General features: G+C 60.8%; 12 protein-coding genes. All 12 read right to left on the bottom strand.

The window, feature by feature from the left end; translation table 11 throughout:
* Positions 1-105 precede the first annotated feature (105 nt).
* Complete coding sequence (locus PG896_RS18710; RefSeq protein WP_406569327.1) at positions 106-585, bottom strand: hypothetical protein; 480 nt, start codon at positions 583-585, stop codon at positions 106-108.
* Positions 586-670: 85 nt separating this feature from the next.
* Positions 671-1444, bottom strand: coding sequence for a Sir2 family NAD+-dependent deacetylase (gene cobB / locus PG896_RS18705; RefSeq protein ID WP_041211443.1), 774 nt, complete (start codon positions 1442-1444; stop codon positions 671-673).
* A 72-nt stretch (positions 1445-1516) separates the two neighbouring features.
* Positions 1517-2131, bottom strand: coding sequence for a GNAT family N-acetyltransferase (locus tag PG896_RS18700; RefSeq protein WP_052815379.1), 615 nt, complete (start codon positions 2129-2131; stop codon positions 1517-1519).
* Positions 2132-3382 carry a response regulator gene (locus PG896_RS18695; RefSeq protein WP_052815378.1) on the bottom strand — a complete coding sequence of 417 codons (1251 nt, stop codon included), beginning with the start codon at positions 3380-3382 and terminating at the stop codon, positions 2132-2134.
* A 1-nt stretch (position 3383) separates the two neighbouring features.
* Positions 3384-7325: an ATP-binding protein gene (locus PG896_RS18690; protein WP_373870291.1), complete on the bottom strand. Its 3942-nt coding sequence runs from the start codon at positions 7323-7325 to the stop codon at positions 3384-3386.
* A 36-nt stretch (positions 7326-7361) separates the two neighbouring features.
* Positions 7362-7658, bottom strand: a complete 297-nt coding sequence (gene ihfA, locus PG896_RS18685; protein ID WP_005300715.1) for an integration host factor subunit alpha — start codon at positions 7656-7658, stop codon at positions 7362-7364.
* A gap of 3 nt (positions 7659-7661) precedes the next feature.
* Entirely contained in the window at positions 7662-10049 is a 2388-nt protein-coding gene (gene pheT, locus PG896_RS18680) for a phenylalanine--tRNA ligase subunit beta (protein ID WP_210538575.1), read from the bottom strand.
* Between the two features lie 12 nt (positions 10050-10061).
* The gene (pheS, locus tag PG896_RS18675) at positions 10062-11045 is read right to left on the bottom strand and encodes a phenylalanine--tRNA ligase subunit alpha (RefSeq protein WP_041211447.1); all 984 of its coding nucleotides are present in this window, start codon (positions 11043-11045) and stop codon (positions 10062-10064) included.
* A 306-nt stretch (positions 11046-11351) separates the two neighbouring features.
* Positions 11352-11708 (bottom strand): 50S ribosomal protein L20, encoded by a 357-nt coding sequence (rplT, locus tag PG896_RS18670; protein WP_010674800.1) that lies wholly within the window; start codon positions 11706-11708, stop codon positions 11352-11354.
* A 15-nt stretch (positions 11709-11723) separates the two neighbouring features.
* Complete coding sequence (rpmI, locus tag PG896_RS18665; protein ID WP_005300673.1) at positions 11724-11921, bottom strand: 50S ribosomal protein L35; 198 nt, start codon at positions 11919-11921, stop codon at positions 11724-11726.
* An 86-nt stretch (positions 11922-12007) separates the two neighbouring features.
* Positions 12008-12538 (bottom strand): translation initiation factor IF-3, encoded by a 531-nt coding sequence (gene infC, locus PG896_RS18660; RefSeq protein ID WP_185219337.1) that lies wholly within the window; start codon positions 12536-12538, stop codon positions 12008-12010.
* A 21-nt stretch (positions 12539-12559) separates the two neighbouring features.
* Positions 12560-14488 (bottom strand): threonine--tRNA ligase, encoded by a 1929-nt coding sequence (thrS, locus tag PG896_RS18655; RefSeq protein WP_052815417.1) that lies wholly within the window; start codon positions 14486-14488, stop codon positions 12560-12562.
* Positions 14489-15001 lie beyond the last annotated feature (513 nt).

The following is a 15001-nucleotide window of genomic DNA, read 5'->3' as shown; positions in this document are numbered from 1 at the left end:
GCGGGGCTGACGCCCCGGCGAAATTCCCCTCCCACCTACGTCGGAGGGAGTCCCCTTTCGCATTTAAGATGGCTGCAAGCAGCAGGTTATCTCGCTGTCGTCGCGTCACGGGACAACCTCGATGCGGATCACCTGCCAGACCATGTTGTTGTGGATGGCGGACACATCCATGTCGGGATGGGCCGAGAGGGGGACCAGCAGCCAGAGCGGCCCTTTATTGCGACGGGTGAGCGGTTTGTCATCCTGGTAACGCACCAGGGTCAGCGGCACCTTGGCAAACAGGGAGAGATCGACCCGCTGCTGGTAGCCATTGAGTGCGGCAACATCGATGGCGCTGGCACTATCCACCTGCTGCTGCGCCAGCACGCTCTTCAGGGTCGGTCCACGATAGCGGTGAGTGCCGAGGGTCCAGGGCGTCGCCGTCTCGAACTCCACTTGTGGCAAGGCTGTCAACGCCGCCTCATCCAGGGTGATTTCCCGCTTGTCCGGCAGGATCAGTTGCAATAGCGAAGAGGAGGAAGCCTGGGTACCGAACGAGAAAAGCACCAGCAGGAGCGAGGCCATCCCGCGCGTTGGAAAGTTCATGACATGTTGTGCCAACTGCATCTTGAAGTTAGGAGCCAGTGTGGCGATTTCAGTGGGTCAATGCAACTGTGTGAAAAATCAATAATTAGGGGCCCCGCATCTCCATCCAGTTATGGCCCTCGACGGAGAGAGGCTGATGCACTCCGCAACTTTGCAGGAGTTCATCCACAAAAGCGGGCACCAGCAAGGAAGCCGGACCATAACGTTTTTCATCAAACTGGCTGCCCACTTCGCTCGGCTCCAGATTGAGCTCCACCGTATGGGCACCGTTCAGGCCGGCCTCATGGACGAATCCGGCGGCAGGGTAGACCGCCCCGGAGGTCCCGATGGAGATGAAGAGATCGCACTGAGCCAGGGCCGAGTAGATGCGGTCAAGTCCGAGGGGCATCTCCCCGAACCAGACCACATGGGGGCGCAGCGGGTGGGGAAACTGGCAGCAGGAACACAGCTCTTCCTGATGGAGATCCCCGCGCCACTCGATCACCTGACCAGAGCCCGGGCAGCGGGCCTTGAGCAACTCGCCGTGCATGTGGATGAGGTTCTTGCTGCCGGCACTCTCGTGCAGGTTGTCGATGTTCTGGGTGACCAAGGTGACGCGCCCCGGCAGCAGGCGCTCCAGACGGGCCAATGCATAGTGGGCCGGATTGGGGTGGATCTCGGCGCGCTGCAACTGATGGCGCCGTGCATTGTAGAAACGTTGTACCAGTTCGGGATCCCGCGCATAGCCTTCAGGGGTGGCCACGTCCTCCACCATGTGCTCTTCCCACAGGCCATCACAGGCCCGGAAGGTCTTGATACCGGATTCGGCCGAGATGCCGGCACCGGTGAGGATCACGATATGTTTGGCTGACTGCACCATGGTTGTTCTCCTCCAACGGGTAACAGGCTGACCTTAGCACAGGAGCAAGAGGCGGCCCATTCGCCCTTGGTCTTAGGCCGATGGGAGCACAAAGCTCGCCATGGGCGCGAGATCCAGCCTGGCAAAGACCATCTCCCGTCCTGTCACCAGGGTAAGCGGCAACCCGAGCCCCTTGAGCAGAGCCAGCATGGGGCGATTCTGGCCGAGCACTTCCGCCGTCCACTCCCGGATCCCCTCCCCGTATGCCAGCCGCGCAAGCGCCAGCAGGATGCGACGCCCGGCGCCGCGATGCTGAAAATGATCCGCGACGATGCAGGAAAACTCGGCCCTGTCCGGGTGCAGGCGCCGGCGAACGGACTGGGCCATGGCAAGCGGCCCCCCCTGCTCGTCGGTCAGCAGCAATCCTATCTGGGGTTCTCTGGGGTAGTCGAGAAAGAAGGCGAGCTGCTCGGCCGTCGCAGGCTGCTTGGCCCGCATGAAGCGCAAATAGACGCTCTGCTCGCTCAAGGCGTCATAGGCCGCGCATATTCGCTTCGGGTCGCTGCCCGCCAGCTCCTGCAAGCGGCAAGTCAGCCCCCCCACCACCATCGTCATCGGCAAGGCGGCCCGTGAGGCGGGAGCCGTCCAACCCGACATTCCCTGCCACAAGCGCGGCTCATCGAGCGGCCAGCAAAGATAGCGAGCCATTTACCAGCGCCCTGCCACGCCGCGATCCTGCCACTGGGCGGCATCCTGCAGGTTGAAGGGGTCGTCGAGGTAGAGCGCGATGCCAAGCTCCCGGGAGCGCTGGATGAAGCGGGCCAGCAAGGAGTCGGCAGCCATCGCCTCCAGTTCGGGCAGCAGGTGTTGCCCGAGCAGCAAGGATTGCAACGGCAGACGCTCGATGAGATCAAACGGCAGGTGCTGGGCATGATCGAGCAGCAGCGCGAGTCTGGCCCCCGCGAGGCTCGCCTGCAGCACCAGGGCGAAACGGTCCGCCTGGCTCAGCAGGTGATCCCGTCGGTGGATGACCAGGGTGAGTTCGCTTGCTTCTCGTCCATGCTGCTCGAGCCAGAGCTTGAGCGGCTCCCAGTGAGGGGAAAGACCGCTCAGGCTCAGCCAGATCGGCAGCGTGCAGGAAGCCGCATCTGCCAGCAGCCCAAGCTGTCCTCTCGCCTCTCCCTGCCAGCTACGCACGGTGCGCTTGAGCCCGCCCAGCCTGCGCTGACGCTGGGGGCCAAGATAGAGCATCTTGAGCAGACGCAGCAGATCGTCGCTTTGCAGCGGCTTGGCCAGGGCGGCCAGCACGTTGAAACCCGCATCGTGCAGGAGACGCCGGGCGCCGTCTATCAGGGTCTGATCATGAGCGGAGAGCAGGATGATGGGCAGACCGCTGTGGCGATACTGGGGATGGCTCATCAGCAGGCTGATGGCATCCTGCTCCGCTAGGCTGAGATCACAGATAAGCAATCTCACGCCCCCCTCTTCCAGCGCCTTGAGGCACCCTTCGCCATCCTGAACCCAGTGGCAGGGCAACCCCAGTCCCTGGATCTCCTGCTGAATGCAGGCTCCCTGGAAGGGGTGATCTTCGAGCAGCAGGATCTGGCACTGGGCGAGCCAGGCACGCCACCCCTGCTCCCGTGCCTGCAACCCCTCGAGCCAGGGATCGCTGAGGCGATAGATCCCCGCCCCGGGAGCCAACAGATGAGGCAGATAGTCGGCCCCCTGATGAGAGGCAGGATCAAACAGGGCGATGGCCCCGGCGGCAAACAGTCCTTCCCATTGCCAGCCGGCATCGGGTCGGGTGCGGTGCAGATTGGCATAGGCCGGCAGGCCCGCTCCCTTGACCGCCAGATGGGAGACGGCGTCCAGGGCATAGACGCTGACCGGGTAAAAAGTTGGCTCCTGGCTGTCATCAGACTCCAGCAAGTCCATCAACTCTTCATCTGTGATGATCATCTCATGCTCTCTCGCCCAGTTGTCGGCAGACCTCTTCCACGCACTGCCTCAAGGCGGCTGCAAGGGGATGTCCGGGGGCCTCCTGCCAACGGTCGATCACCTCTACCAGGGGGGTAGCCCCCACCATTTTGGCGGCCCCCTTCATCTTGTGTAAAGCCGTATTGAGGGCCTTCTCGTCCCCTTGTGTGACACACCGCTCAATGTCGGCCAGATCATGGTGAACCGATGCCAGATAGATGTCTACGAGGGCCGGGCTGAGGGACACGGGCAGGGAAAGGGCTGCCGTTGGCTGCGGTGCCTTCCCCCCGTCATGGGGGCCAAAGACGGTACGAAGCAATACGGCCAGATCCCTGAGCAAGACGGGTTTGTCCAGATGGCCCTGACAGCCGCATTCCGCCAGTCGCTGCGCCGCCTGCTCGCTGAGATCCGCGGTGATCACGTAGACGGGTAGATGCTGCCAGCGTTCATCGGCGTGCAATTGCCTGCAGAGCTCGGCGCCGTCCATCACCGGCATCTGCAGATCCGTCAGCACCAGATCCACCGACTCCGATTGCAGGATCTCCAGTGCCAGACGGCCATTGGCCGCGCTCAATACCCGGGCCCCCAGCTGACCCAGCTGCATGCTGATCAGCATTCTGTTCACCTCGTGATCTTCCACCAGCAGCACCCGCCTGCCTGCCCCCGGCAGGTCCGTGATCTCCTCGGCGCCACGGACGAGTCTGGGCTGCAGCAGGCTGACCACGGAGCCCGGGATCCAGGGTTCCCCCTGCCAGTACCAGGCGCGCAAGCCCCCATCGTCCTGCATGGCCCCAAGGCAAGGTGCCGCCGGATCCTCGGCCACGCCAAACTCTGCGAGCCAGGCCCGCATATATTCGAGCTCCCCGGGCAACAGTTGTAGGGAGACCGTCTTGACGCGCGGTTGCCAGGGCGCCTTCTCCTGCGCATGCCTGAGGGGCAACGAGCAGAGGAAACGGCTACCCCCGCGAGCCAGAGGCTCGACCCGGATCTCGCCCCCCATCTGCTCCATCAACTGGCGGCAGATGGCTAGCCCAAGCCCGGTTCCCTGGGCTCTGGGCTGGCCAGGCTCCTCCCCTTGTTCGAAGGGCAGGAACAACCGGGGCAACAGCTCGGCACTGATCCCGGGCCCCTCGTCGTCCACCCCGCACAAAATCCACTCCCCTTGTCGCCGGGCCCAGAGCACCACCTCTCCCCGCTCGCTGAACTTGATGGCGTTGGAGAGCAGGTTGTGCAGCACCTGTTGCACCCGGTGGGGATCGAGTTCCATCAAGGCGGGCAGCGCCGGGTCGAGCGCCAGGCGCAGTTGCAGATGGCGGGATCGCGCCTTGGACCAGTGCACCGCCGCCACGTGTTCGCACAGCTCCACTAGATCCGTGGGCTGTACAGAGAGGCGCAACTGACGCGTCTCGTTGCGGCTGAAGTCGAGCACGTCGTTGAGCAGCCCGAGCAGTTCATTGCCCGCCTGCCTGACATGGGCCAGAGCCGAGGCCTGCTCTGCATTGAGTCCGGTCTGCTCGAGCCACTCCAGCAAGCCGAGCATGGCGTTCATGGGGGTGCGGATCTCGTGGCTCACGGCGGCCAGGAAGCGCCCCTTGGCAAGCACGGCCTGCTGGGCCTGCTCGTGGGAAAGCTGCAGGGAGTGCTCCTGCTCCACCCTGGCCGTCACATCCTGCACCACCCCGTAGATCCGCCACCCCTCCCCCTGACGGCGCCCCCTGCCGGAAAATTGCAGCCAGCGGGTTCCCTTGGCGGGGTGCTGATAGCGCAGCAGATGGGAGAAAGGTCGCCCGGCTTGCAGCATGGCCAGCATGGGGGCTCGCATCTCGCGCCTGTCCTGGTGGGAGATGCGAGTCAGGGTCTCGTTGGGATTGACCCGGATCTGCTGGCTCGCCAGCCCCAGCAGTTCGTGACTGCCCCGGCTCACAAACTCCACCCGGGTGATGGCTCCCCCCAGCAGGGTGAATTGCAGCACCACACCGGGCACCGTATTGGTGAGGGCGCGCAGGCGCCGCTCTGCCTGACGCAGCAGGCGGGTACGCTCGCGCAGGGCGCTGATGTCGGAGAGGGCGATAAGATCCCCTGCCGGTGCCTGGGGGCCCAGTCGCAAGGGGATCTGGGCATAGGAGTAGACCTGCTCGTGCAGCGCCAGCTCCCCTTCGGCGCCCTGCAACTGTGGCGCGGGCAGCACCAGATCGGCGGCGTAGCGCGCCTCCATGCGCTTGGCCCGCTTGTTGCGCTTGATCACCTCCCCTTTGTCATTGCGCAAGAACACGGGCACGGGGAGCGCCTGGAAGAGAGACTCCCTGAACTTGCTTTCCAGCGCCAGCGCCTGCTCTACCTTGTGACGCTCGCGGGCCTCCTGGGCCAGTTGCTGGCGGGAACGCCAGACTGACCAGATCACCGCCATGCTGATCAGCAGTGCCAGCAACACGGAGCCAAGCCAGAAACCGTAGCTGACCCCTTCCTGCTGGTTGACCACCAGGCGACGCCAGCGTTGCACCAGCTCGTCCACCTGCCGATCATTGAGGGTCATCAGGCTCTGATCCAGCACCCCTGCCAGGCTGGTCTGTTCCGGCCGGATGGCAAAACCGAGGCCGAAACGCTCCGGCAATTCGGTGATGGTCAGCTCGCTCAACTGGTTGTTTCGAATGGGATATTGGAGCTGGTACAACTCCGCCAGCATGGCCTGGGCATCCCCATGCCGCACCGCCGCCAATCCCTGCAGCAGGTTGTCGGTCACCTCCCACTCATGCTGGCCGAACCGGGCAAGCAGGCCGGGATCATAGAGCATTCTCGGGACCACCACCTTGCCACTGACGTCCGCGAGGGAGGCAGGCCCCCTCTTGCTGCGACTGACCAGAGCATAGCGGCTGGTCGCCACCATCCGGGTGAAGTCGAACTCCTTGTTCAGGGCGGCGGACTCCATCAGCCCGACCATCATGGCGGCATCGCCACTGCGCAGCAATGCCAACGCCTCCTCCCGGCTGGCGGCGGGTACCAGCTCGAAGCGCAGCCCTGTCTGCCGACTCACTTCCCGCAAGACATCCGCACTCCAGCCAATGAGCTCTCCCTGCTGGTTGACACCGCTGTATGGCATGAAGCCGGGATCCGCCACCATCTTGATGGTGTGGGCCTTGCCGACCAGCCAGGCCTGCTCCTTGTCGGTAAAATGCAGAGGATTCACATCCTGCTCACCCTGAGGCAGATACTTGCCCAGATCCCGGTAGAGACTGCCCGGCGGCAAATAGCGGATGGCCGTATCCACCAGCTCCAGCAACTCGGGCTGGTTGCGCATCATCAGCCGGTAACTGATGACCAGATCATCGCTGCGAAGACGACGAAGGCGCAGCCCTTCATCCGGGAATTCCCGCATCAGGTAGCGCAGTTGCAGATAATCGCCGAGATAGGCGCTGCCCTTGCCGGCCACCAGGGCACCATACCAGTTCTCGGCATCGGTCAGCTGTTGCTGGGATGAACCTGGATAGAGACGCTTCAGGATCTCCTGGGCCTGCCAGATAGGTGACACCAGAAACTGCGCCTGATCGAGCTCACCCCGATAGAGGATGGCGGACTCCGCTTCCATCATGGCCCGGCTCAAGACGGTATCGCTCGAGTTCGACCGGGCAGGCCCGACGTGAGGAATGAGATCGCAGCGCCCGTTCAGCAGATCCTGCGTCATGGCTGCCCAGCTCGGCCGCTTCTCGACATGCACCGGTACCGGCAACAGCTCTGCCAACCGCGTCATGCGATCGATAAGCAGGCCCCCCTCCGCCTCCAGATAGGGAGGACGTTGCAGGGCCGGGTAACAGAAGGTCAGTCCGGTGAGCGAATCGGCATAAGCCTGGGCACCCGGTGACAGCGGGAGTATGGCGGCACGCAGTGGCAAGGCCAGCAGCGCGCCGGACAACAGAAGGATTTTTATCATCGGAATGGAAAAGCCAGGCGATTGCCTGGCTTTTTGTCACTCGTTGGGTTCAACATTTTCTACCCTGGCCTTGAGCTTCTGGCCGGGCCGGAAGGTCACCACGCGACGGGCGCTGATGGGAATATCCTCCCCCGTCTTGGGGTTGCGTCCGGGACGCTGGTTCTTCTCGCGAAGATCGAAGTTACCGAAGCCGGAAATCTTGACCTGTTCGCCACGCTCGAGCGCCTGTCTGATCTCCTCAAAAAAGGCTTCCACCATATCTTTGGCTTCACGCTTGCTCATCCCGAGCTGGGTGAACAGGTGCTCTGCAATGTCGGCTTTGGTAAGCGCCATAGATCAATCCCTCAAGGATGCATTCAACTCTTCACCGAGGGCCCGCACGACATTGTCCACGGTCTCGGCGATCTCTTTCTCCTCCAGGGTGCGCTGGGTGTCTTGCAACACCAGGCTGATGGCCAGGCTCTTCTTGTCCTCTGCCATACCAGCGCCCTGGTATACGTCGAACAAGTTTATTCCAACTAACTGATTTCCGCCAACTTTTTTAATTACTGCCAGAACGTCGCCTGCCAGGATCTGTCTGTCAACCACCACGGCGATGTCGCGACGGTTGGCCGGGAACTTGGATACTTCGGCAGCAACCGGCACCTTGGCCGGCGTCAGTTTGTCCAGCTCCAGCTCGAACATGACAGCGCGGCTCTTGAGCCCCAGCTTCTTCTCGAGGCTCGGATGGATCACGCCGATGTGGCCGATCACGACGCCATTACGCAGAATGGCTGCGCTCTGGCCCGGATGCAGGGCACTGTGCTCGGTGCGCTCGAAGGTGAAGGTAGCCCCTTCGGCAGTCAGATCCAGTACCGCTTCCAGGTCACCCTTCAGATCGAAGAAGTCGACGGGACGGGCCTTGACATCCCAGTGCTCGTCCCCCTGGTTGCCGGTGATGATGCCGGCCAGCATGGGTTCCTGACGGATGCCGTTCTCGGCATTCTCGTCCTTGATGAAACGCAGGCCCTGCTCAAACAGGCGCACGCGTGGCTGCTGACGGTTCTGGTTGTAGACCACCGCCTGCACCAGACCCGGGAACAGAGAGACGCGCATGGCGGACATCTCGACCGAGATCGGGTTCGGCAGCACGATGGCATCGCTCTGCGGGAACAGGGTTTGCTGGGTCTTGGGATCGACGAAGCTGTAGGTGATCGCTTCCTGGAAACCGCGATCAACCAGCAGGTCGCGTACCCGCTTCAGGGTCACCTGCCCTTCAGCCTGCTCCACCATCGCCAGAGAGGCGGCGGGTTTCAGGTTCGGGATGTTGTTGTAGCCGTAGATGCGGGCCACTTCCTCGATGAGGTCTTCCTCGATGGCGATGTCGAAACGCCAGGAGGGAGCCAGCGCGGTCCAGCCGTCAGTATCCACGGTTACCTGCATGCCCAGACGAGTCAGAATTTCGACCACCTGCGCATCCGCCACGCTGATGCCGATCACCTTGTCGAGCTTGGTGCGGCGCAGCTTGATGGGGGCAGCCTTGGGCAAATGGGCATCGGATTTGACTTCGATGACCGGACCCGCTTCACCGCCACAGATGTCCAGCAGCAGACGGGTGGCACGATCCATCACCTTGGCCTGCAGCTCGGGATCCACCCCGCGCTCGAAGCGGTGGGAAGAATCGGTATGCAGACCGTAGGCACGGGCACGGCCGGTGATGGAGAGCGGCGCGAAGAAGGCGCACTCCAGCAGGATGTCGGTGGTGGTCTCGGAGACACCGGTGCGATCGCCGCCGAAGATGCCGGCCATGCAGGCAGGGCCTTTGGCATCGGCAATCACGAGCGTGGTCTCTTTGAGCTTCACCTCGTTGCCATCGAGCAGGGTCATGGGCTCGTCGGCCTTGGCGCGACGCACCACCAGTTCCCCTTCAAGCGTCGCCAGGTCGAAGGCGTGCATCGGCTGGCCGTATTCCAGCAGCAGGTAGTTGGTGATGTCAACGATGGCGTCGATGGAACGAATACCGCCACGGCGCAGCTTCTCCTGCATCCAGAGCGGGCTCTGGGCGTGCAGGTTCAGCCCCTTGATGACACGGCCGAGATAACGGGGGCAATCTGCCGACGCTTCAACCCGGATCGGGAAGGTTGCATCGATAGTGGCAACAGCCGGCGCCCAGGTCGGCTCGACCACGTCCACGCTGTTGAGCACGCCGATTTCACGGGCAAGACCCGCGATGCCGAGGCAGTCGGCACGGTTCGGGGTCAGATCCACATCGATGCTGACGTCGTTGAGCGCGAGGTATTCACGGATATCGGTCCCGATGGGGGCATCCAGCGGCAGCTCGATGATGCCATCGGCTTCGACGTCGATGCCCAGCTCGCTGAAGGAACAGAGCATGCCGTGGGACGGCTGGCCGCGCAGCTTGGCTTTCTTGATGGTGAAATCACCCGGCAGGGTCGCCCCGACCTTGGCCACGCACACTTTGAGGCCGGCGCGGCAGTTCGGCGCACCGCAGACGATGTCCAGCAGCTCGGCCTCGCCCACATTGACCTTGGTCACCCGCAGCTTGTCGGCGTCCGGGTGCTGGGCGCACTCGACCACTTCACCCACCACCACATTGTTGAACTGGCCGGCTACCGCTTCCACGGCGTCCACTTCCAGACCGGCCATGGTGATCTGCTCGGCCAGTGCATTGTCACTCAACTCGGTGCGGACCCACTCCATCACCCAGGATTTACTGAATCTCATGTTCTCTCGCCCTTACTTGAACTGCTTGAGGAAGCGCAGGTCGTTTTCGAAGAAGGCACGCAGGTCATTGACCCCGTAACGCAGCATGGTCAGGCGCTCAACGCCCATGCCGAAGGCAAAGCCGGAGTATTTTTCCGGATCGATGCCGACCGAACGCAGCACGTTCGGGTGCACCATGCCGCAGCCCAGCACTTCCAGCCACTTGCCGTTTTTGCCCATCACGTCCACTTCGGCGCTCGGCTCGGTGAACGGGAAATAGGAAGGACGGAAGCGAATCGTCAAGTCTTCCTCGAAGTAGTTGCGCAGGAAGTCGTGCAGGATGCCTTTCAACTCGGTGAAGCTGGCATGCTCGTCAACCAGCAGGCCTTCGACCTGGTGGAACATCGGGGTGTGGGTCATGTCGTAGTCGTTACGATAGACGCGGCCCGGCGCGATGATGCGGATCGGCGGCTGCTGATGTTCCATGGTGCGGATCTGCACACCGGAGGTGTGGGTACGCAGCATCAGATCAGGATCGAAGTAGAAGGTGTCGTGATCGGTACGCGCCGGGTGGTGAGCCGGGATATTCAGCGCATCGAAGTTGTGGAAGCCATCTTCAATCTCGGGACCACGGGCAACCTTGAAGCCCATCTCGCCAAACAGGCGCTCGATGCGCTCGATGGTGCGGGTCACCGGGTGCAGACCGCCATTCTCGATGCGGCGGCCCGGCAGGCTGACGTCGATGGTCTCGGCGGCCAGCTTCTGGTTCAGCACGGCGACTTCGAGGGCTTCACGACGCGCGTTTAGGGCATCCTGAACCTGCTGTTTGGCCTGGTTGATCACGGCGCCCGCTGCGGGACGCTCTTCAGCGGACAGGGCACCCAGTCCCTTCATCTGCTCGGTAAAAAAGCCCTTTTTACCCAGATATTTGACCCGGATTTCGTCGAGGGCGGCGATGTCGCTCACGCCCTCAATTTCGGCCTTGGCCTGGCCGACTACTTCTTCAAGCTGTTGCATGTCTTCCTCGTCACCACTCCCGGAACAGGAGCCTTTAGGCTAAATAAGGTCAAGAGGGGAATAATACAAAAAAAGCCCCTTGGCTGACCATAGTTATGACGGGCTTTTCTCCCTGCAAATCATTTTGTTATATGGATAAAGCCACAAGCCAGATGCAACAGGATTAAGACAAGCGTCGTTTGTTCTAGTTTGTTGGCATATGGAAGGATAAAGCATTCATGAACCTGGCATGCTACCTGCCTACGCTCAAAAATGAGCAACAAAAAAGGAGGCCTGAGCCTCCTTTATTTTTATAACAGAGCTGGATTAGACCAGAGCTGCTTTAGCTTTTTCAACCAGGGCGGTGAAAGCCAGCTTGTCGTGAACGGCGATATCGGACAGGATCTTGCGATCGATCTCGATGGAAGCCTTCTTCAGACCGTCGATCAGACGGCTGTAGGACAGACCGTTCTGACGGGCTGCAGCGTTGATACGCGCAATCCACAGTTGACGGAACTGACGCTTCTTCTGGCGACGGTCACGGTAGGCATACTGACCAGCTTTGGTTACCGCTTGTACCGCTACGCGGTAGACACGGGAACGGGCGCCGTAGTAACCCTTGGCGGCTTTCATTACTTTCTTGTGACGAGCGCGAGCGGTCACACCACGTTTAACTCTTGGCATTTTTCACATCCCCCCTTATGCGTACGGCAGACAAGCGACAACACGTTTGTGGTCGGCAGCGGAAACAAAGAACTTCGGTCCCAGCTGACGCTTACGCTTGCTGCTCTTCTTGGTCAGGATGTGACGCAGGTGGTTGTGCTTGCACTTGAAGCGACCTGAGCCAGTCTTCTTGAAGCGCTTTGCGGCGCCCCGGTTGGTTTTCATCTTCGGCATTTCATACTCCGCATTGTGAGTGACAACAAAATCGCAAGGCGAACCGACTCATGGGGCCAGCCCCATGAGTCAATTTCTTGTGGGCCTTAAGATTTCTTCTTGGGTGCGAGGACCATCACAGCTTGACGGCCTTCGACTTTCGGGAACGATTCGACTACGGCCAGCTCTTCCAGATCGTTCTTGACGCGCTCGAGAACCTTGATACCAAGATCCTGGTGGGCCATTTCACGACCACGGAAGCGCAGGGTGACCTTTGCCTTGTCCCCGTCTTCCAGAAAGCGAACCAGGTTGCGTAGTTTTACCTGATAGTCGCCTTCGTCGGTGCCAGGACGGAATTTGATTTCCTTGACCTGGACGACTTTCTGCTTTTTCTTCTGTTCTTTGGTGGTCTTGCTCTTTTCGTAGAGGAATTTGCCGTAATCCATGATCCGGCAAACGGGCGGCTCAGCGTTCGGACTGATCTCGACCAGATCCACTCCTGCCTCAAGGGCCAAGTTCAGCGCATCCTGAATGGAGGTGATGCCAATGGCTTCACCATCCAGACCAGTCAGACGAACTTCTTTCAGACGGATCTCTTCATTGATCCGGTGAGCGCGGGCTTGCGGTTGCTTGCCCAGTTTTTTTCCGCCTTTTATAGCTTATTCCTCCACTTTCTTTTGTCCGCGGGTCTGAACTTCCTGGGTCAACAGAGCAATCAGCTCTTCAACAGGATAAGAGCCCAGGTCAGCCCCTTTACGAGTACGCACTGCAATCTTGCCGGCTTCTACTTCTTTGTCGCCGCAGACCAGCATGAAGGGTACTCGCTTCAAAGTATGCTCGCGGATTTTAAAGCCAATCTTCTCATTTCTCAAGTCCGCTTTTGCGCGAAGGCCCGCATCATTCAATGCCTTGGCAACTTTCACCGCATAATCGGCCTGGTTATCCGTGATATTCATGACCACGGCCTGAGTCGGTGCCAGCCAGGTCGGGAACAGACCGGCGTACTCTTCCGTCAGGATCCCGATGAAGCGCTCCAGCGAGCCCAGAATGGCGCGGTGGATCATCACGGGGATGTGGCGCTCGTTGTCTTCGCCCACATAGGTGGCGCCAAGACGGCCCGGCAGGGCAAAGTCGAGCTGCACGGTACCACACTGCCAGGCACGATCAAGGCAATCGTGCAGGGTGAACTCGATCTTGGGACCGTAGAAAGCCCCCTCGCCCGGTTGCAGGTCGTACTTCAGGCCGTTGAGTTCCAGCGCCTCGGCCAGCGCGGCCTCGGCACGATCCCAGGCTTCATCAGAGCCGATACGCTGCTCCGGACGGGTCGAGAGCTTGACCACGATGTTTTCGAAACCGAAGGTGCCGTAGACGTCATAGACCATGCGGATGCACGCAGACACCTCTTCCATGATCTGCTCTTCGGTACAGAAGATGTGGGCGTCATCCTGGGTGAAACCCCGTACCCGCATCAGGCCGTGCAGGGAGCCTGACGGCTCGTTGCGGTGGCAGGAGCCGAACTCGGCCATGCGCAGCGGCAGATCGCGGTAGGATTTCAGACCCTGGTTGAAAATCTGCACGTGACCCGGGCAGTTCATCGGCTTGATGGCGTACTCGCGGTTTTCGGACTGGGTGGTGAACATGGCCTGGGCGTATTTTTCCCAGTGACCTGAACGCTCCCACAGCACGCGATCCATCATGAAGGGGCCTTTCACTTCCTGATAGTCGTACTCTTTGAGCTTGCCACGGATGAAGGTTTCCAGCTCGCGGAAAATGGTCCAGCCATCGTTGTGCCAGAACACCATGCCCGGCGCTTCTTCCTGCATGTGGTACAGGTCGAGCTGCTTGCCGATCTTGCGGTGGTCGCGCTTGGCGGCCTCTTCCAGACGCTGCAAATAGGCCTTGAGCTGCTTCTTGTCGGCCCAGGCGGTGCCGTAGATGCGCTGCAGCATCTTGTTGTTGGAGTCGCCGCGCCAGTAGGCGCCGGACATCTTCTGCAACTTGAAGTGGTGGCAATGACGCATGTTGGGCACGTGCGGGCCGCGACACATGTCGATGTACTCTTCGTGATGATACAGACCGGGCTGGTCATCACGGGCAATGTTCTGATCCAGGATCTCGACCTTGTAGGTCTCGCCACGGGCTTCGAACACGTCACGTGCTTCCTGCCAGGAGACCTTCTTCTTGATGACGTCGTAATCCTTGGCGGCCAGCGCCAGCATGCGCTCTTCCAGGGCAGCCAGATCTTCGTCGGTCAGGGTGCGGTCGAGATCGATGTCATAGTAGAAACCGTTGTCGATGACGGGACCGATGGCCATCTTGGTCTGGGGCCAGAGTTGCTTGATGGCATGACCCAGCAGGTGAGCACAGGAGTGGCGCAGAATGTCCAGACCTTCTTCGTCTTTGGCGGTGATGATGGCCAGGGAGGCATCGGTTTCGATCAGCTCACAGGCATCCACCAGTTCACCGTTTACCCGACCGGCAATGCACGCCTTGGCGAGACCGGGACCGATGTCCGCGGCCACATCCATGACGGAAACGGCGTGGGCAAATTGACGTTGGCTGCCGTCAGGCAGAGTAATGATTGGCATTAGGTGTTTCCTTATACAGTGGTGACCCCTACCAAAGGCCACATGCAGGTTGGAGAAACCCTTTCATGTCCAGCTGTTCACTCCCGAGTTTCACCGTTCACAATACGGTTGGTACACGGCAGTGGCACACCATATGGCGTGTGCAAGGCCATCCATTGAGAGGTACAGCGGGGGATTGTATCAGACGCGACAACCCAGACAAGCTGTCTTGGCGATTTTGCATACCGTCTAAGCGCGGGTGTCAACCTGTCCTACTTGCGAGGGCGCCCTTCTGCTGCCATACCCTGTACCAGATTGAGGCGTCAGCCAAAGCAAGGAGAGCATGATGTACACCTACGACATTTCATTTCCGGAGCATGCAGAAAAGCTGGTTCATCCGGATCACCTTCTCACGACTCACTGTCCCGTCCATATCGGTGAGCTGGTGATCCTGGGCGTTGACATCCTCCCCCACCTTAGCGCTTCGCGTCACAGGAGGGGGATTCCCATTACTGGGTGATAGCTGCTCGCGCA

Origin of the sequence: Aeromonas sp. QDB30 (assembly GCF_027707645.1) — a bacterium.
GTDB classification, from domain to species: domain Bacteria; phylum Pseudomonadota; class Gammaproteobacteria; order Enterobacterales; family Aeromonadaceae; genus Aeromonas; species Aeromonas caviae.
This window is presented reverse-complemented; position numbering and strand designations above follow the sequence as displayed.